17 protein-coding genes and 2 pseudogenes are annotated in these 20282 nt (G+C 37.0%); 13 read left to right on the forward strand and 6 right to left on the reverse strand.

All coding sequences use genetic code 11. The features are described from left to right. Positions 1-71: 71 nt before the first annotated feature. From ABDV70_RS10810 to mprF, 8 genes and pseudogenes are all read left to right on the forward strand, one after another. A pseudogene (locus tag ABDV70_RS10810) lies at positions 72-449 on the forward strand (Arm DNA-binding domain-containing protein); the annotation flags it as partial. Between the two features lie 469 nt (positions 450-918). Then, entirely contained in the window at positions 919-2043 is a 1125-nt protein-coding gene (locus ABDV70_RS10815; protein WP_343597691.1) for a Fic family protein, read from the forward strand. A gap of 323 nt (positions 2044-2366) precedes the next feature. Next, positions 2367-2909 (forward strand): transglycosylase SLT domain-containing protein, encoded by a 543-nt coding sequence (locus tag ABDV70_RS10820; protein WP_343597692.1) that lies wholly within the window; start codon positions 2367-2369, stop codon positions 2907-2909. Positions 2910-2956: 47 nt separating this feature from the next. Continuing rightward, positions 2957-3427: a DUF2946 family protein gene (locus ABDV70_RS10825; RefSeq protein WP_343597694.1), complete on the forward strand. Its 471-nt coding sequence runs from the start codon at positions 2957-2959 to the stop codon at positions 3425-3427. A gap of 81 nt (positions 3428-3508) precedes the next feature. After that, entirely contained in the window at positions 3509-5557 is a 2049-nt protein-coding gene (locus ABDV70_RS10830) for a TonB-dependent copper receptor (protein ID WP_343597696.1), read from the forward strand. A gap of 74 nt (positions 5558-5631) precedes the next feature. Continuing rightward, on the forward strand, positions 5632-5943 hold the full coding sequence (locus ABDV70_RS10835) for a hypothetical protein (RefSeq protein WP_343597698.1): 312 nt from the start codon (positions 5632-5634) through the stop codon (positions 5941-5943). A 176-nt stretch (positions 5944-6119) separates the two neighbouring features. After that, a complete protein-coding gene (locus ABDV70_RS10840) occupies positions 6120-6539 on the forward strand; it encodes an NUDIX domain-containing protein (protein ID WP_343597700.1) in 420 nt (139 codons plus the stop codon). A 77-nt stretch (positions 6540-6616) separates the two neighbouring features. Beyond that, positions 6617-9187, forward strand: coding sequence for a bifunctional lysylphosphatidylglycerol flippase/synthetase MprF (mprF, locus tag ABDV70_RS10845; protein ID WP_343597702.1), 2571 nt, complete (start codon positions 6617-6619; stop codon positions 9185-9187). 79 nt (positions 9188-9266) lie between these two features. Here the strand turns inward: mprF and ABDV70_RS10850 are convergent, their stop codons facing one another. Continuing rightward, positions 9267-10022 carry an iron-containing redox enzyme family protein gene (locus ABDV70_RS10850; protein WP_343597704.1) on the reverse strand — a complete coding sequence of 252 codons (756 nt, stop codon included), beginning with the start codon at positions 10020-10022 and terminating at the stop codon, positions 9267-9269. A 315-nt stretch (positions 10023-10337) separates the two neighbouring features. Between ABDV70_RS10850 and ABDV70_RS10855 the strand changes: the two genes are divergently transcribed. After that, entirely contained in the window at positions 10338-11555 is a 1218-nt protein-coding gene (locus ABDV70_RS10855; protein WP_343597705.1) for a GGDEF domain-containing protein, read from the forward strand. A gap of 26 nt (positions 11556-11581) precedes the next feature. Further along, positions 11582-11731: pseudogene (locus tag ABDV70_RS10860) on the forward strand (XRE family transcriptional regulator); the annotation flags it as partial. On the opposite strand, the gene ABDV70_RS10865 reads toward ABDV70_RS10860, so the two are convergent. From ABDV70_RS10865 to ABDV70_RS10885, 5 genes are read right to left on the reverse strand one after another with little or no spacing between them, the layout of a single operon-like run. Further along, positions 11693-12385 (reverse strand): hypothetical protein, encoded by a 693-nt coding sequence (locus ABDV70_RS10865; RefSeq protein ID WP_343597707.1) that lies wholly within the window; start codon positions 12383-12385, stop codon positions 11693-11695. The pseudogene ABDV70_RS10860 and the gene ABDV70_RS10865 sit on opposite strands and share 39 nt — an antisense overlap. Before the next feature lie 6 nt (positions 12386-12391). Further along, positions 12392-12871: a hypothetical protein gene (locus tag ABDV70_RS10870; protein WP_343597709.1), complete on the reverse strand. Its 480-nt coding sequence runs from the start codon at positions 12869-12871 to the stop codon at positions 12392-12394. Beyond that, complete coding sequence (locus tag ABDV70_RS10875; RefSeq protein ID WP_343597711.1) at positions 12855-13043, reverse strand: hypothetical protein; 189 nt, start codon at positions 13041-13043, stop codon at positions 12855-12857. Before ABDV70_RS10875 ends, ABDV70_RS10870 begins: the two co-directional genes overlap by 17 nt. A 27-nt stretch (positions 13044-13070) precedes the next feature. Next, positions 13071-13484, reverse strand: a complete 414-nt coding sequence (locus ABDV70_RS10880; RefSeq protein ID WP_343597713.1) for a hypothetical protein — start codon at positions 13482-13484, stop codon at positions 13071-13073. Next, on the reverse strand, positions 13481-14470 hold the full coding sequence (locus ABDV70_RS10885) for a hypothetical protein (protein WP_343597715.1): 990 nt from the start codon (positions 14468-14470) through the stop codon (positions 13481-13483). Before ABDV70_RS10885 ends, ABDV70_RS10880 begins: the two co-directional genes overlap by 4 nt. A 102-nt stretch (positions 14471-14572) precedes the next feature. Here ABDV70_RS10885 and ABDV70_RS10890 point away from each other — a divergent pair. The 3 genes from ABDV70_RS10890 to ABDV70_RS10900 all read left to right on the forward strand — a co-directional run bounded on the left by ABDV70_RS10890 (position 14573) and on the right by ABDV70_RS10900 (position 20269). Next, positions 14573-15386, forward strand: a protein-coding gene (locus ABDV70_RS10890) for an IS5 family transposase (RefSeq protein WP_343597717.1) whose coding sequence is annotated in 2 segments (ribosomal slippage) — positions 14573-14952 and positions 14951-15386 — 816 coding nt in all. Because the reading frame shifts where the segments join, the coding sequence is not laid out codon by codon here. Between the two features lie 526 nt (positions 15387-15912). Further along, positions 15913-19638, forward strand: a complete 3726-nt coding sequence (locus ABDV70_RS10895; protein WP_343597718.1) for an ATP-binding protein — start codon at positions 15913-15915, stop codon at positions 19636-19638. Beyond that, complete coding sequence (locus ABDV70_RS10900; RefSeq protein ID WP_335957024.1) at positions 19631-20269, forward strand: hypothetical protein; 639 nt, start codon at positions 19631-19633, stop codon at positions 20267-20269. The genes ABDV70_RS10895 and ABDV70_RS10900 overlap by 8 nt, the downstream gene beginning before the upstream one ends. Positions 20270-20282: the final 13 nt, after the last annotated feature.

Raw genomic sequence — 20282 nt, forward strand, 5'->3', positions numbered from 1 at the left:
GAAACATAACTTTATAGTATTGCTCATCGTGTATCCTTGAATAAAAATTGAAACCGAAGGGATACAAAGAAATGAAGCGTACAGAGATTAAACGCCGTCCATTGTCTGATACCGTCCTTGCCAACCTAGAGGCAGAGCCAACCGAATATAGAGAGCTAGACGGCAATGGCTTATATTTCCGTGTCAAACCTGATGGCAATAAATCATGGCAGTTACGATATAAAAAGCCTAATGGCAAATGGTCATGGTTGGGGATAGGTGGTTATCCTGAAATAGGCGGACAATTGGCACGTAAAAAAGCCCAAGAGCTTATTGGAGATATCGGCAAAGGTGAGAACCCCATTATCATCAGGCAAGAGCGAAAAGCCAAAGAGTTGGGAGATAACAATGCAACCTTTGAGGTACTGGCTAGAGAGTGGTTAGACACAAAACAAAATAGATGGGTAAGCTGACTATTCTTGTACTCATATTTTACTGATGCTACCTGTTCCTTTGTTCCTTTGTTCCTTTGTTCGTATGTTTGACCAGTAATAATTGCCACTTGTATCCTCTACAAAGATACCTTGCTTTTGCATGGTATGACTTGCCATAGACGAAGTGAATCTAGGCAATTTTTTATCTTTTCTGACATGTTTAAGCCTGATTTTTACTATAAAAGTTAGGTGGTTTTAAAATATGCTATAACTCTTATTATACAAGGCTTAGAAGTAGTTTTATCTGTTTTTATGTTGGTATATTTTCCTAATGATTTAGGTTGTGGTTAGGGTGAGGTTCCAAATCTGAACCTTATGTTTATGGTATCGACACGTGGCTAGTGTCATGTCGATTTTTTACAGTTTTATCGACATGAGGGGCTTCTCATGTTTACGTTATCGACATATCATCATTGTCATGTCGATTTTTTAGTGTTTTATAAACATGACCACATGGAAAGCAAGCGAACCCTATAATAATTTGCCGATTCTGCCACCTTCTCAAGATGTGGAAAGTAAGCTTGTCTTAAAAGCCTGTATTGAGGCACGTTCTGCATTGGCCGAGTTAAAGCAGGCAGGCGAGTTAATTCCGAACCAAACGATTTTAATTAATATTATTCCCTTGCTTGAAGCAAAAGACAGTTCTGAAATTGAGAATATTGTCACGACAACAGATAAACTTTTTCAACATGCACAAGGCAACGAAGAACAAGCCGACCATGCAACCAAAGAAGCCTTACGTTACCGCACGGCGTTATATCAAGGTGTTAATGCAATTCAGCAACGCCCATTAAGTACAGGCACAGCCATTGAAATATGCCAGACCATTAGAGGGGTAGATTTAGGTATTCGAGCAACTACAGGCACGGCATTAAAGAATAGTTATACCAATGAAGTGATATATACGCCACCAGTCGGTGAGGATGTAATACGTGGGCTATTGGCGAATTGGGAAACATTTTTGCATTACCACGAGGATATCGACCCACTAGTTAAGATGGCGATTGCTCATTATCAATTTGAAGCGATTCACCCTTTTATTGATGGTAATGGACGTACAGGACGTATTTTAAATATCCTTTACCTGATGGATGTAAAGCTTCTCACCTTGCCTATTTTGTACCTAAGTCGCTTTATTATTCTGAATAAGGCGAAATACTATGAATTTTTATTAAACGTCACTACACAAGGGAACTGGCAAGACTGGATTTTATTCATGTTGCAGGCGGTAAAGAATACCAGTGAATGGACGATTGCCAAAATCAACAGCATCCGACAATTACAAGAACATACGATTGAGTACATCAAAACCCATGCTGAGAAAATCTACTCTAGGGAGTTGGTTGATGTGATTTTTGAGCAACCCTATAGCCGTATTTCTAACTTGGTCGATAAAGGTGTAGCAAAACGCCAAGCAGCTTCAACCTATCTTAAAAAGTTGGTTGAAATAGGTGTGTTGGAAGAAATTAATGTAGGTAAAGAAAAGTTATTTTTGCATCCAAAGCTTTTGGCATTACTGACCAATGATGAGCATCAATTTGAGCCATACCATATTGAGCATACAGAATGAGCATTACTGTAAAACCGCCTAGCAGCAAGTAATTTGTATCACTCCTTGTATCATTGCACTTTTATTGAAACCAAAGGGATACAAGAAAATGAAGCATACATGTAAGTTTTCGGCTCATTTTGCACTTTTTTAGACTTTATTTTGCACCGAATTTATACGTTATTTTGCACTATTGTAATGCTATGAAGAGTAGACAAAATAAAGTCAAATTATTGAACATACCTGATCACTTTAAACCCAAAATTCAATCAAAAAATAAAACAATTTTAAAAAACAGGTTTTGTTAGACTAATGCCACTTTTGATCATTACAATGGGCAAGATGTGCAAATAAAAATCAAATATCAGGTCATATTATTCACCTCAGTACTGTCAATGTTCACAGGGTGTACAACGCTTGGGCCGCATAGTGGTTCGGTTGCATCGCGTTCAGCAAAACTGTCATCGGGGCTGCAAAAAGCTTACAGAGTGTCACCCGATCAGGCACAGCGGTTATCTCCAATGATTATTCAAAATGCAGATCAATATACAATTCCACCATTACTGATTGCTGCCATGATTAAACAAGAGTCAGGTTATAACAGCTATGCTGTGTCGCCAACGGGAGCTGTCGGGCTGACCCAGATTATCCCGAGTTACTGGCAACAAACTTGTGGGGGGAACTTAATGGATGAAGCAACTAATATTCAATGCAATGCCAAAATTTTAAATAACTATCATCAACAGGCAGGCAGTTGGTTCAAGGCAGTTGCTTATTATAATGTCGGGCCTACAGGTTATAAGTCGAGTTTCTGGACACGACATAAAGCAAAAAAATATGCACGTGCTGTAATGCGAAACAAAAAAGCATTGGCGAAAGAACTTTAACGGTATCCAAAAAGCGAGATAAATCAGGTTAAAAATTGTGGCGTCCTATGCTAGAATTTGGCAACTTTAAACAACGCTGTGGTGTTTTTGTATTGTTTCGGCCTGCTTTTATTTTGGCATGGGCAGCAATATTTTTACAAATTGCTGTATTTCTACAGCCATTATTACCAGAAAAATTTCAAATTTCTCCAGTGTGTGAAACGATTGCCAGTGCTTTGCATTTAGAGCAAAAATCTCGGCATAGCATGTCATCCATGGACATGTCAGATATGTCAATGCACCACTCGGCAATGTCTTCTACACAACATGATCACCAACAGCACGATCCTTCTCATGAGTGTATTTACTGTACGGTTTATGGTCATGTTGTTGCGATGCTTGATTTTGAAATTAAGCAAGTTTTAGATCGTATTCAGATCCGATTATTGGCTTTTCGCCAAGCGTTTAAACATGTCTATTTTGTTCTTCAGCGTCTCTTTTTAACCCCTCAGGGCAGAGCTCCACCTCTTTTTGCATAAATCTTTTTACTTTTAACGAACTTGAAGCAGTGAACTGACTTCGAGTGAGATTTATGACATTTATAAAAAGAGTAAAGCATCATGTCTTACCCTAAATTTTCATTATCTGCATTTGCAGTGGCAATGTCGTGCGTGACGCAATTGGGCTATGCAGAGGACATCACCGAAACGGATAATCAATCACCGTTCATAACACAACTTGCCCCAATTGTGGTAACTGCTGAAAAAGGTAATCAGTCAAATGGACTGGTTGTGGTTGCAGACCCTAAACAACCTATTCAGCCTGTCCCTGCAACAGATGGTGCTGCCTATTTAAAAAGTATTTTAGGTTTTAACCAGATTTCTAGTGGTGGAACCAATGGAGATATTACGTTTCGTGGCATGTTCGGATCACGTGTTAAAGTATTGACGGATGGCAGTGAAAAACTAGGTGCTTGTCCTGCACGTATGGATGCACCGACATCTTATATTTCTCCCGAAACTTATGATCAAATTAAGGTCGTCAAAGGGCCTGAAACGGTACTCTATCCAACACCTGGTTCAGCAGCGACCGTCATTTTTGATCGGACTCCTCCTAAACTAAGTGCCGACAAAAACGATGAAGGAAATGCTAGTGTGCTTGTGGGGTCTTATGGTCGACTAGATCATAATTTTGATGGTGCAATTGGAGATGACACAAAATATCTACGCTTGATTGCCAGTCGTTCAACTTCAAATAGCTATAAAGATGGGCGGGGTCAAAGCGTACCTTCGGCATGGGAGCGTTGGAGTGCTGATGTGGCAATGGGATGGACACCCGATGCGGATACGTGGGTAGAAGTGACGGCAGGAAAAGGAGATGGACACTCGCTTTATGCAGGGCGGTCTATGGATGGCGCTCAATTTAAACGTCAAAGTTTGGGTTTACATGCTGAAAAAAGAAATTTGAGTGAGCATGTCAAGAAAATTGAAGTGCAGGTCGACTATACAGACAATGACCATATCATGGATAACTATACCTATCGTCCAAACATCGCTATAAAGAGCTCGATGGAATTAGCAAGACAGACATTAAATTCTCGTCTGGCTGTGACGACGCAATGGGGGAAATGGGATATTGTGAGTGGTGTAGATTCTCAGCACTGGAATCATGGTGGTGACATGCGTATGGATAGTCCCATGATGCATTCTTACAAGCCATATACACGTAATATGACGTATCAGTCTTATGGTGCATTTAGTGAGTTTACCTATCATATAAATAGTCAAAACCAGATTGTAACGGGATTGCGTTTAGACCATGTCAATATGGAAACCTCAAAAACCAATGTCATTACAAATCCAGTCAGCCGAAATCAAATCACTCCGAGTACATTTGTACGGTTTGAAAACGCTCAGTCACAATATGGTTTAAAGAACTATGTCGGTATTGGTTATGTTGAACGTGTGCCTGACTTCTGGGAATTATTCAGTACGAAATTGCCCTCTGGAACATACACCATTAATCAGATGAATGGTTTAAAAAATGAAAAAACTACGCAGCTTGATATTGGTACACAGTTTGACACTGGTCGTGCTTTAACTGCATGGATTTCTGCATATACAGGCGTGGTCCAAGATTTTATTTTAATGAAATATACAAATCCAAATGTATCACAGTCCTACCCAACAGCACGTAATGTGAATGCCGTGATTGCTGGTGCAGAAGCAGGCGTGGGGTATAAATTTACCGACCATATTCAGGCAGATTTGAGCACAATGTATGCTTGGGGTGAAAATACGACAGACCATAGACCACTCCCACAAATTGCACCTTTAGAAGGACGTTTCAATTTACGTTATATTCAGGATAAATATACATTGGGGCTTTTGGTTCGAAGTGTTGCGAAACAAAATCGTTATAGTCTTGATGAAGGTAATATTGTCGGATACGACATGGGACCAAGCAAAGCATTTACCACCGTGGCTTTAAATGGAACTTACCATTTAACCCAAGGTGTTGATATTTCAGTCGGTGTAGATAACCTGTTCGATAAGGCCTATGCTGAGCATCTCAATAAAGCTGGGGCTAGCATATTTGGCTATGCAGCAGATACACAATTTAATAGTATCGGGCGCAATTATTGGGCGCGTATGAGTTTTAAATTTTAATCATTTATCATAGAGGCAAAAATTGTCTCTTCTAAACGATAGTTAATCGAATTATTGAACAGTGGGAGTGCCTTATGGCGACAAATCAACAACCATCGAAAAACAAAGGCTGGATGTGGGTCATCATCGCGATTCTTCTTGGTGTTGCGTTTTTGGGTTTATTGGCGTACAGCGTTAATTCTGACAACAAAGATATTAACCAGTATGCGAAACAATGGCGATCAACAGGTGATAAAGAAGCCTCTATGCCAATGGATATGCAGCATGGCGACATGCATGATTCAGATATGAAAAATATGGATATGTCGAACATGAGCCAGCATGATATGCCAGCATCAGAAATGCAGCACATGGACATGTCTGATATGCAGCACAAAAAACAATAACTTAAAAATCAAGCCATGCGTGGAACATCACGCATGGCTTGATTGTCAGTCAAAAATGATTTTTGAGTTTTGAAATCATAAAAAATAAGGTGAAGAATCTGGATTTTTGGATTCGAATGAGATCCTGTTAGAATCAAAAAAAGTAATCTTTAAATATCAGCTCTAAAGGATAATGTATGGATATTATTACGGTTGCTGCTGCAATCATTGTCAATGATCAGGGGCAAGCCTTATTGGCACGCAAGCAGGGCACACGTTATTTTATGCAAGTTGGTGGCAAGTTAGAGAAAGATGAACAACCACGAGATGGATTACTCCGAGAAATTCAGGAAGAAATAGGGGTAACGGCTGAAATTGTAAAGGATTTGGGTCTTGTTAAAACCATGGCTGCCAATGAAGCGGGCACAGAACTTTATGCCTATGTGTTTCAGGTTAAATTGCATGATGTCCCGCATGCTTCAGCAGAGTTAGCTGAAATTTGTTGGGTAGATCCACAGCAAACGCAGGACATTCCTTTAGCCCCGTTAACCCGAGACTTTATTTTCCCGTGGCTTAGACAAAATGCTGATGGCTTCAATGATGGTCGCATCCGTTAGAAATGCTATTTATTTGGTTTAAATTTAAAAATAGTGAGGTGGTTTTCTCATATCTATTTTCGTAAATGGATAATATTATGATTAATAATAAATTTTTTAAAAAAATAATAGTTCTGCTGCCTGTGGTTTTATTTGGTATAGCAGTTTTTATTATTCATCGTCAGTTAGAACATCATGCTTTACCTCATTTTATTCATCTCTGGAACAGTGTGCCGTGGTCAGTAACGGCCTGCGCGATGTTATTGACGCTGTTGAGTTATTTTCTTTTGTCCTTTTATGATTTATTGGCATTAAGGTCATTAGGATATAAAGAAATTTCCTATCCAAATATTTTACTGACTTCATTTATCAGCTTCGCCATTAGTAATAATACAGGTCATGCATGGGCTGCGGGTGGTTCGGTTCGTTATCGGTTTTATAGTGAAAATGGCGTACAAGGCTGGGATATTGCCAAAATTTCATTATTTCTGAGCGTTACTTTTTTTATTGGCGTAGTGAGTTTAGGACTGATTGCTATTTCACTGGCACCTAGCTCTATATTGAACATGATTCAGCATATGGCATGGTTTTATCTGTTGATTGTGCTCTGTTCTGCCTTTTTGATAGCCTATTGGGGCATGGTGATTTTTCGGAAAAAACCATTCCAGATCAAGGGCATTTCAATTGCTGTTCCAAGTGTGAAAGTCGCCATATTACAAACACTTTTGGCATGTGCTGACCTGTTACTTGCTGCTTTGGTTTTGTGGGTATTTGTGCAGGATCTCCCTGCAATGACCTTCGAAATTTTCTTGATAATCTTTATTTTATCGCAATTTCTTGGGCTAATCTCTCAAGTACCGGGCGGTATTGGCGTATTCGAAGGAACATTTTTAGGTTTATCGGGTCTTTTTGTCGCTTCAAATCGCTCTGAAATTGCAATTGCACTGATTTTATATCGTAGCATTTACTATTTTCTGCCTTTACTGCTTGCAGGCTTGGTATTGCTTATCCAAGGTGTACGACGACATCGAGCAGAATTATCCAAGGTGGAAAAGTTCCTTGCACGTGTGATTCCATCTACATTGCCTCAAATTCTTTCTATTCTATTTTTTATTACAGGCGCATATCTGCTTTTTTCAGGTTCATTGCCAATTTTGCCTGAAAAAATACGTTGGTTGCATCGATTTATCCCTTTGTCACTGGTGGAATTTTCGCATTTAACAGGATCATTGATTGGAATTTTACTGCTGTTTTTAGCACGTGGGATTCATATGAAACTTGATGCAGCATGGTATGGAGTGTTGATTTTACTGAGTCTTGGCATATTGACGTCGGCATTGCGTGGTTTTGACTGGTTCGAGATATTGGCTCTCAGTGTTCTATTCATTGTGATGTTATTTTCACATCGTTATTTTTATCGAAAATCATCGCTGTTGCAGATCTCATACGATCCAGTCTGGTTCGGCATGATTGTGATGGTATTGATCGGAACTGTTTGGTTTGGGTTGTTTTCTTATCGGCATATTGAGTATTCCAGTCAATTATGGTGGCAGTTTTCTTATAAAGACAATGCCTCTCGTTTTCTAAGGTCACTGATTGTGATTGGTGTGGTGGTTTTGGTGGTACTGATTTGGCAATTATTAAAAGTTGCCAAGCCTAAAGCATTGAATCAGACCCATTCACACGATTTGCAAAAAGCGGCAGAACTGGTTTCTAAATGTCAGGGAACCCAAGGTTATTTGGCTTTATTGGGCGATAAACAGTTGTTTTGGAGTGAAGGGCAGACTGCCTTTTTAGCCTATGCCGTAACGCCAAAATATTGGATTGTAATGGGAGATCCTGTTGGAAATCAGGAGGATTATGAACAATTATTGTGGGAGTTTAAGGAGCAGGCAGACCGATTTGGCGCCAAAATTGCATTTTATCAAGTGGGTGAAAACGATTTGCCACTCTATTTAGACCTCGGTTTAACTTTACTTAAACTAGGACAAGAAGCACGAGTACCATTAATTTCATTTAGCTTAGATGGACGCAAACGTAATAATTTACGCACCGCAAGAAACCGCCTGTTCAAACAAGGATACCAGTTTAAAATTTTAGAATATTCGGAAGTTGAAGCGGCATTACCACGTTTAAAGCAGATTTCAGACGCATGGTTAAAACAGAAAAATGTACGTGAAAAAAGATTTTCTTTAGGATTTTTTGATGAAAACTATATCCAAAGAACACGAGTGGCTGTCGCTATTTCTGCTGACAATGAAATTATGGCATTTGCCAACGTATGGGAAACGCAACATAAGGAAGAGCTATCGATTGATTTAATGCGCTATGATCCAACTGCACCGAATGGCATTATGGACTTTGTGTTTTCAAGTTTAATGCTCTGGGCGAAAGATCAGGGCTATCAATGGTTTAATTTAGGTATGGCACCACTTTCAGGATTAGAACGACATCCGCTTGCACCGCTGTGGCATAAAATTGGAACAACCATTTTTGATTTGGGCGAAGAATTTTATAATTTTGAAGGGCTGTATGAATATAAAGCTAAATTTGACCCCGAATGGCAGTCACGCTATTTGGCAAGCCCCGCAGGATTATCTGCACCATTTGTACTTTTAGCCATAACACAGCTCATTGCGGGTGGTTGGAAAGGCATTATTGGCAAATAGCAGAACCAAAAAATTAGAAACAATGGCGGGATTGATATTGTCATTGTTTCTAATTTGGTTTCAACAAACATCAAATATTTTATGCGCAAGCCTTCTTTTGCAGTTTATAACACTCATCCAATGCCAATTCATAATATGCCAAACCTTCTTGTGCTGCGTAAAAGGCTTTTTGCTGTAAATCGGGTTTACCATCACAAATCCGTTTGATCAGCTCCATTGCTTCATGCGGATGCAAATCATCATAATGAGCATGTGCACGCAACCATGCAATTGTCCGTTTTCCAAGATGCACTTCAGGATGATGGGTATAGGCTCCAATGCCTTTATAAACCTGAATACTCCAGTCGCCAGTTGCCCATTCAATTGCCAGATTGGTTGCTGCAATTCCTTCGGCAAGGCTACCACGATAATTAATATCCCATAAGAAATGATTGACTGCATTCATTGCTGCTGGTGGACGTACAGCATCAAGCGTTTCAACCGATAAACCGAAACCACCCGCCCAGTCTCTGTACCATTCTAAATGGCGTTCTTCAACTTTAATATTTTGAATGAGCCAGTTGCGCGCTTCAGTCACCCCTTGTTCAGCAAAACCAGTTGCTTTTGCCAAAGACATCGACATATAAGAAGGGAAATGTGCCACTAATGGATAAAAATTAAGCAGAGTGTAGCGAAAGCACTCTAAACTCAGTTTTCCATTTGCCATCTCGATAAAGAGAGGATGATGACTCACACGGTCTTTGGCGGGTGTTAAATCATCCCAAAATTTTTGTGACCATTCTGTATGGGGCGTTAATTGCAGCTCTAGATCATATACTTTTTGTTTCGCATTCATGAATCTACCGTCCTAATCAGTTTAAATTGTCCATAGCAACAAGGGATATTTGGGGCGCATTAAAATTAGAGCTTTTTCACCAAAAAATATATCTGTTTTTGAGTGCGTACAAGCCTTTTTCAATAAATTTTTCTGTTTCTGTAAGGATTGGTGAATCTTTGAGAGTTAAAGAGTTTTTTATTGAAAAAGTACTTTTAAATTTTGATGTTTTAACTTTATTATCAAGTCCTATAAGAGACATTCTTTACTTTGTCATAGAGAAATAATGAATAAGCAAAGTATAGAAAGGTCGGTCTAGACAAGGTTTGGGTATAGATGAAGTTAGATGGAACCACGATATTTGATAAACAATATATAGCTCAAAATAAGAATCGTTGGTTGAACTATGTCCGATTTCCAACCCCTCTAGAACAAGATTACCAAAAAAAATATCGAAAAGCGGCTACATATGAGTTTCGCTATCGTGCTCCTATTATCCTGATTTTGTATCTCTTTTTATGTGTTGGTATTGGTCAGGTACTACCCGATGAACAAATAGGAAACTGGATTGCCTATTATGGTTGGGTTGGTGTGGTGATCATCATCGCATGGGGCTTATCTTTTAGTAAAAAGCTAGAAGAATATTTTGACTTATATGTGGGTATTGGCTCGGCCTTAGCGATTGCGATTACTTTTATTTTGATCACGACGACGCCAAATGGCCAGAATAATGTCCTTTTTCATGCTGCTATGATGTATGCAGTTTTGATTACATATACTTTCGTTGGTCTACGATTTTATACGATTTCAATTGCAGGCTGGTTTGGCGGTCTGTTTGCTATATTGATTACATTATTCTTTAAAGATGCTATTGAATGGACTTTCCTCAACCGAACCTATACGTTTAGCAGTATTTTAGGTATGGCTGTTGCCTATGCGACAGACAGACAACATCGTGAAAGTTATATTCAAAACTGTATTATTGCTTTAAATAATCTTGAATTAACGGCACAGGCAGAACATCTGGCAATTTTGTCCCGTGAAGATGCGCTAACTGGGCTTGCCAATCGGCGTTATTTAGATGAAGTTTTGCATCTGGAATGGAACCGAGCATTAAGAACGCATAATTTGATTTGTATCATGATGGTCGATATTGATTTTTTTAAACGCTATAACGATAGCTTAGGACATATAGAAGGCGATAAGTGCTTAAAAAAAACCGCCACTATAATTTCATCAATGGCGTGTCGTGCGGGGGAGTTGGCTGCACGTTATGGTGGGGAAGAGTTCTTTTTATTGTTTCCATCGACAAATGAGAAACAGGCACAAATATTGGTTGATCGTTTAATTACTTCCGTTCGAGATAGTCATATTCCTCATCCAGATAGTGATATTTCGGATCATGTTACGATTAGTGTTGGGATTGCGGTTACTGTTCCGAGTGAGAAAAATAGTATTGATGAGTTACTTACAGAGGCAGATAACGCGCTTTATATTGCAAAGATTAATGGGCGTAACCAATATAAAATGATTGTTAAAAAGGAAAATGTTTAATGTCCTGTGATACTGGGAACAGTCCAGCTCAGCATTTGGGGAAGCCTCAGTCTTATGTATCTAAAGTAGAAATATTGGAAAGGAGGCTTGATGCGATTGAGTTAATAGATTGGTTGCATTTCTTAGAAATGGATATTTCAATTTTTATCAAAGGGCTCAACGATCATAGAAGATAAAGAATTTCTAATGATTTGAATATTTCCATGATAAATATCTTTGTCAATTTTTGCACAACCATTAATTGTAATAATGATATTACCAAAATTTTTATATGCTGCTTGAATCTTCTCTAGTTTATAGCTCCTATCTATAGTTAATGAATTAGTTGCATTTAATACATTGTTTGGGCCTTTAATAACTGTTTTTGCGGATACTCCAGAGCCTAAATCTAAGCCAGATATCTCTATTGACTTAATATTGGCTTTTTCTTCAATAAGAATATCTAAAGCATCAATCCATTTTAGTAAATCAATTTTTAAAGGAGTGATAGTAAGTTTGAAATCTGATGCTTGAGATAGTTTACTGATTAAACCTTGTATACCTTTAGGAGGATTTAAAAATTCCAATCCAATTGGCGTATCATCTGATATTCGTAACAAGCATTCTTTATATAGAATCTTATTGTAAAATAGCTCTTTACCAAAAGGATCTTTAATTGTTTCATTAATTTCTAATTTTTCTATATATCTTGCTTCAATATAACTTTCTCTTACTCTATCCAGTATAAATCCACTAGTTTGATTTTTATCAAACGAGAATTTTTTTAATTTTTGTGCCAGCTCTGACATTGAAAGAGGCCATTTGGTTTTAAACCATTGATATCTACTCATCTTTAATTACTCTCCATCTAAGGGCGTTGGAGATAAGTCTTCTAGTGATTTTCGTGCAGAAACTTCAATTAAGTTTAAAAGGTAAAATTTCAAGTCGCCATCAGTAGGTTTAAAGTTTTTAGTGTAGTCAGTGGAGTTCGCTATTCGATTTGAATATTTAGCACTATATTTAAATCCAGTACCTTGTCTACCATTTTCAAAAGATGTCTCAAATTGAACTAAATGATAAGGATCTTTTATTTGCTTTGCACGCCAAGTTATAGAGGTGATAAAGAAACCATCTTCAATAAGTTGCACATATTGTTCGGATGCAACTAAATTTTGGCCACTGAATACAGCACTTTCAATAACACCAATCATATTTTGTTTAATTTCTAAATTTTCATCATCATCTTCATCTGGAGTATCTTCATCTTCAAATTTATCTACTTTTAAATTAGTTACTGTCAATAATTCAAAGTCTTTAATATCAGAGATCAATTTCAAAAAAAAAACGATTTCTTTCTTCAGGATTTAGAAGATTCTCAACTTCAATTTTCTTAATAGGAATTTCAATTTTTTTAAAAGTTTCGACTTTGTCTTTAATAAGCTCAACTATATTCAATGCCTTTTCTGATGCGGGCATGCGTATTACTGTTTGTCCATTTTTACTTTCCATATGGATACTTGCATCTTTACGCTGTCTTTAAATAAGTCGGGTTTTTGAATAATCGTATTCAGTATTTATTACAACAGCATCATTACCTTTTTGATGAGATGTTACATTATCATTATTGTGCGTATCCTCTTTATATTCCTTTACTATATCTTTCATTTCATCTACAGAAAGTTCAATAGGTAAGATAACAGAGGTCATTTTTTCATTACGCTTTTTATAATCTCTCTTTTCGATTAATCCTGTGATGTCATAATAGTCATGTGTCCATATCGAAAGCTCTTCAATTAGATCATTACGGGTCGATTTGGGAGAGAAAAAAATTCCTCTATCTCTAGCTAATTCATTCAAAGTGACATCAGTTAACCGTTGTTTTCCAGAAGTTAACAAAGAAAAGATATCATGGTCAGTGGCACATAGTTGTTGAAAAGATTGTTTGCTCATAGATTCATTCCTATCTCAATTTCTGAAAATGTACTCTTAACTTGTGGCATTGAAGAAAACTTGATGTCTCTAACTAGCTTAGCAAAGTCGCTATCTTGATTACTTTCGGTCATTTCCTCAATATAGCGATCTACGGCTTTTCCAAAAATTGCTGAAGCAGTAGGAGAAGAATCTAATGTACGAATCTGAATATCGGTATCTTCAGATAGAACTTGGTAGTGCCTTAAGTAATCAATTAAGTAGATGAATTCATCAGTTTTTTCACCTTTTCTTCTGTAATAGATTATAAACCCTTTACGGTATTTATCTTTTTTGAATTCTAAGATAATCCAAGGTCCACTAAGCATTTCTAATCTTGCTGCTTTTGCTTTTTCTGGTTGTACATTCGTTTTTCTTACTAGTTGGGGGTAGAAAAATCTACAGAGATCATTGTTAGGTATTTTATCAGGTCCTGATTTCCCTCTTAAAATGCATAAGTCATGTCGAATATTATCTAACCAAAAAATATCTTGAGGACCTAAAACAAAAATTTTAGAGCCTTTTGGAATATCTAAATCCTCGACTTTAATGCTTGAAAGAATATTAGAAAAATCTTTATCGTATTCTCCATCATGATTATATACAAAAAGTAGTCCGCAAATTTCAGGTGTAACATGATCATGAATGTATAACTCATGCCATTCAGAACTTTTCTCAGCGCATGAAACTTGCTTGGCTAAACTAACAATTGCATCTTTTATAGTAGTTCCCTTAATCGTTCCCTTGGCATAACTTTTCAAATCGCAATTAATATAAGTTCTTGATTGAGAATAGGGCTCATCATAATAAAAAACTACATCAGATGGATGGGTTTTATTTCCATGTACTTCTGGATTTTCACATGGCCAATTATGATTTGTAGTTCCTGTTCTATTCCACAGAAATTCAGAAAATAGATCATTTGATAGAATTTCTGCCATTTGAGCTATTTTTTCGGTTTCGGCCATTATTTTTCCTTAAATAGACCTCTTTCATAAATCAAAAAACACCCAACTTTTAGATTAAAAAATCATTCTGCAAAGTTTCAGATTTTGAAGCATAATCGCCCCATGAAATATCTCGACTTTAAAAAGCTTCCTGAAACTCAGTTTAAGCGATACACAGGCATCTCATGGTCAACCTTTGATTTAATCGTGGAATACATGAAAAAGCAGATCCCAATGAAAGGTAGACCAACCAAGCTTGGCATTGAAGATCAGGTTTTACTTTGTCTCAGCTATTGGCGGGAATATCGCACTTTATTTCACGTTGCCACAAGTTATGGTGTTTCAGAGCCGACGGCTTCCCGAATTGTACGTCATGTTGAAGATTGCCTGATTCAGTCTAGACTATTTAATTTACCAAAAGAATTACCTGATGGTGAAGGGATAGACTGGAATGTGGTGATTGTAGATGCCACAGAAATTCCAATCCAAAGGCCTAAAAAAACAGAAGAAAAGTTATAGTGGCAAGAAAAAGGCACACACCTTTAAAGTACAGATGATAATTCACTACAAAACTCGGAAAATTCTGAGTTTATGTGGTTGTCATGGTGCTATGCATGATTTTGAGCTATTCAAACGTAACTTAAATCATATACCAGTTGGAGCTTTTCTCCTTACAGATAAAGGTTATCAGGGAATTTATAAATTGTATCCGAATAGCCTGTTCCCTTTAAAAGCGAAAAAGCGCTGTAAACTGAATCCTGAACTCAAAATTTACAACCGAGAAATCAATAAAAGAAGAATTGGAATTGAGCATGTATTTGGCAGGCTCAAAACCTTTAAGATTCTTGTTGGACGTTATCGAAACCGAGGAAAAAGACTGGGGTTGAGATTTAATTTAATTGCGGGAATTTATAATAGAGAGTTGAGTGAAAAATGATTTATGAAAAAGACCTAATATGATCTATTTGATGTTTATGTTTCTAAAATAAAATATTAAAAGAAATTTTTAGATAAAACTATCAAAATTTAAATGTCTGATAAGAATATAAGTATTATTTAATTTATAAGAGAATAAAATAATCTTGTTGATAAAAAACCGCCATGAATGGCGGTTTTCTCAATGACAACTCATGTGTCGCGTGACGGCGTGACGTAACGTCACACGACACATATGTTGTCATTTTCAGAGTTTTGCGACACATAAGCTGTCATTTTATAAAAAGCTGTTCTTTCATAAGTAACTTAGGAAGCGTTTCAGTTTAATGCTAAAAGATGATCGCTATATATCGTTAGTATATGTTCGTAAACAGGATGGATCCTATAGTTAGTAGGGAGATAACACCCTGATTAACCATCAATTAACACGACGTGCTATGTCGCGTTAATTGATGGTTAATAGTCATATATCTAATTATTTCTGATAATGTTTAGAATGGCGATCACTTAGCTAAACGGATATTTTTATGCAGAGCAATATCAATAATTATGGCTTAAAAAACATTGTGTTGCATAACTCTTACATCAGAAGTAAGCGTTCATTGGTTAAGTGTGATGGTCACACAAACATTACCGGTGCTAATGGTGCTGGTAAAACCTCACTGCTGCACCTAATTCCAATCTTTAACGGAGCAAAACCAAATCAAATGGTCAGCAGGAGTGCTGGCAAAAGTAATTTCCTGGATTATTACTTACCTAATTATCAAAGCATGATTGTGTTTGAGTATTTGCGTAAATCAGGTCTGTGTTGTGTTGTTATGTATAGACATAGTAGTGAGAAGCATTGTTATCGCATTGTGCAGGGAGGATTAGACGAAACTTTATTTTCCGAAAAATATAATGTTTTGTTTACTGCGGGTGCTGATGCATCAACGATTTTGAATACGATTAGAGCTGATGGAATTAAAGTCAGTAATCAATTCGATAATAGTTTGGATTACGCTGCAATCTTGCATAATGATAAAGAGCGTCTGCGAAGGGACCGAAGCTTACGAGTCGCTGCTGCTGACTTTTCGATTTGTGATACGAAACATGAGTTAAAGTTTCTTGGCGAGTTCTCTCGTGTTCCAGTTAATAAGGGACAGTTGATCGTCAGTTTTAAGAACATGCTTGTCGAATCCTTTTTAAGTGATGATGTTTCAATAACAAAAAAACCAGAACATGAAAAAAATATAACAATTATCCGTGATATTAGGAGTTTAAATGCATTCAACAAAGAAAAAGTAAAACTAGAAGATGGCATAAAACAGCAGCATGTTATCAGAACAACTTTAAGTGATTTGGCCACGGCTCGAGCTCAATCACAACAAATGCAAGTTCAATTCGCTGAAGAATATTCTGATAAAGAACAACAAATCACAGTCATCAAGCAGAGGGCAGATGAAGAATCTCAACAATTGTTGCAGGAGAAAAATAGGATTAGTTCAATGACCGCTGATTTAAGTGGTAAGTTAACTAGTTGCTCGAGGAATTTAATTTTACTTGAAGAACAACAAGATGAATATCAACGGATCAATATTCTCCAAAAAATAACCGAATATGACTCACTGCAAGTATATGAACAAGAGTTGAGAGAGGCCAAAACACATTTACAGCACTTGCAGGAGTCGCATCAACAAATTATCAATAACTTTGAAAGCAACAAAAGTACAGTGCTTCAGAATAGCATCACTTCGATAAAAGCTATTCGTCTTAAAGTTGATGATTTGAAGGACAAAAAGGAGGAGGTAATTCGTCAACGTGATGCTGCACTTGATGAGCGCCGCGACTTGAATGCTGGAGAGTTAAAGAAGTTAGAAAATGTGCAAGAATTGGCACTGGAAACAGTTTTAGAGCGAATAAATAAACTCTTTGATGAGATTGAGTCTAATCAGAAGTCAACTGATGAAGAAGCCCAGCAAATTACCAATTCTAAAATGTTAGCGCAGCAACGTTCAATTGAATATTTGGAACAACAATCCAAACACCAGAAATTAACTGAGCAAGTTGAAGCAACAGGAAGAGCTGTGACTTTAACACAAAAGGACTTTGAAATTGCTGAACGGGTTTATAAACAACATGAAATTAAAATAGAGGAATTACGTAAAGAAATTAATTCGGAGAACACTTTAATTAGCTTCCTACGAGACAGTGAAGATCAGAACTGGAAACATACTATTGCAAAGGTTATTTCGCCTGAATTATTGGCGCGTAAAGATCTAAAACCCGAGTGGGTGATAAATGGTTTAAATGATTCTTTTTATGGTCTAAATTTGGATACTAGTTTACTTCCTATTCCTCAACAGGCTGAGTCAATTGATGAGTTGAAGATACGTTTAAATCGTCAGATCGAAATCACCCAAATTGCTAAGAAAACTAGAGATGATAGTGAAGCTATTGCTAAAGCCAGATATAAGGAAAAGACTGCTCTAGATACAGAGTTGACAGAGGCTAGTACTGAATTACAACGTAGGAAAAGTCGCGTTGATGAGGCTGAACAAGCAGTTAAAACTTTACAGGAATCCATACTCAGTCAATGCACATTAAGAAGTAGAGAATCGCGCAAAGCATTAAAACAAGAACAAGAAAATGAAAAGCTGATGCGTAACGACCACAAAAATGCAAAAGCAGAACTGGAGTTTAGCCATAAGAAACAATTGGAGCATTTAAAAGTATCTTTTGACAATCTGAATATGGCCAATGACAATAATCTAGCTATCCTACAAACTCAAATAATCAGTATAGAGACGAATAAAGAACAACAAATTAAAGAATTGGAACAAGCTAAAAAACGTGCATTGAAAACTGAATCAGCAGATACAGATGCTATTCAGAATGCGGAAAATAGGCAAATTGCTGCGCATAAAAAAGTCGATTTGATAATGTCATATGCCGCTAAAATTACTGAATATAAAAAGTGGTTGGAAACTGAGTTTTCTCAAAAAAATGACTTAGAAACTAATAAATTTGAATTTGAAACTGAATTAAAGCGTCTGGTTGTTCGGGTGGGTGCAATTGACCAGAAACTAAAGGACATAGAAGAAAAGGCTGGCTTAGAAATTACCACAATCAATAATAAACTTGTTCAAATAGATACTAACCAGAAAAAACTGTCGAATTTGGTTAAATTAATCTCCGAGAAACTGGATGATTTTCCAGAATTTAAAGCGATACATGACAACCTACCTTTAGATTTTGAATGGTTTATTGATAACACTCATGAAAAGTTGGATGGTTTTAAGCTGCAATTGAAAGCGCTCAAAGATGCTTATTATGCTGTATTGAAAGCATTAAAAGCGGCCACAGGTAGTGAACTTGAACAACAGTGGCTAAATCGAATGTCGAAATATGCTTTTAGAGTAGACAGTGCTCCGTATTATCTGAGTGCAATGAGTGAAGTTGAGGAAATGTACCATTATGATATTCCTCAGAAAGTAGAAGTAGTCATCCATGTATTTGAAGTGATCTCAAATTCCTTTGTCAGCTATTATCAGTCTTTACGCCAGTTTAAAAATAAGGTGGAAACAGTATCACGTGAGCTAAGCAATCAAATTAACGGTACTAACCCATTTACTTTTTTGGACGAAATTAACATTAAACTGGAACCAAAGATTGATAGATGTGGTTTTAACAGCGATTTAAAACAATTTGTGATGGAGTGGGAACCGTCAGCAGATAACTTTAATGCCCTGCCAGATGACTCACTTCTTGATTCGTTTGATAGGGCGTTACGTGTGTTAGATAGTTCTAAGTCCATAACGAATGATATTGGCTCTTTGGTTGAGTTAAATATTAACTTCACTGAAAATGATCGATATGTTGAGGTAAGAAATGATAATGACTTTGAAAACTCTAGTAGTACGGGCATCTCACGTTTAGCTATTTTGGTGATTTTTACCGCCTTAGCAAGAAAGTTATGTCCTGATCCAGATGTTATTATTCATTTACCAATCGATGAGTTGGGTCAGATTGACACGGTAAATTGCGGTAAATTGCTAGATTTCATGCGTGAGCGAAACATTAATTTGGTTTGCGCTCAACCCAAAATGGACGATATTTTAGGGAAATATTTCACTTGTAAGAATGACATAGATAAAAAAATGGGTGTCCGACACTACATTGCTAGGTCAATTGTTCAAGATAATCCATTATTAAATCAGCATCAATCTAGCAATAAAATTAATACTCAAATCATGGAGATCGCTGATGAATAACGAAGCTTTTTCCGAGATTGTTCACCTACTCATTAGTGGTGAAGTTATAGATAACCTTTGCTTTACGCTACATTATCAACGGCTGCTAGATAATGTCTTTTTTGATGAGATGAATGATTTTCTGCACAAGATTGACCGTAAATGTGTAAAAACTCATGATGGATATGGGTTTTATGCAGTATATCTGAATGTCCAACAGCGTAAGGTTCAAGATAGCATAGAGTCACATTTTAATGCTTTCGTCAGCAAAATTGAACCGCTTGTAGAATGGGTACGCTTGTGCCGCTCTCTGCACTCAGAAAGTAAACCTCTTGCTTATAACGATATTATAACTAAAGGCCATTTACTCTCAGCGATTGAGCAATCAGAGTATCTACAAAGTCGTTTGAAAGAAATTATTAAAAAACTAGGACGTTCCAATACTGCTAGTTCATCTCAAGAGCACTTGGAGAGCGTGCTGAAATATCTGACCGCTGAAAATTATTTATTTAATACTGGTAGTGACACTGGTTCAGTTTATGTCGCTACGGCTAAATGGTCTTTGTTCTATGAACAGTTAGAGTATATTGCAGCATGTGAACAAATTAAGTCAGACTCAGATAGTCAACTAAAGCAAGATGCTCTTTTATAATACAGGATTGAAT

This window comes from Acinetobacter sp., from assembly GCF_039596015.1.
Taxonomy (GTDB): domain Bacteria; phylum Pseudomonadota; class Gammaproteobacteria; order Pseudomonadales; family Moraxellaceae; genus Acinetobacter.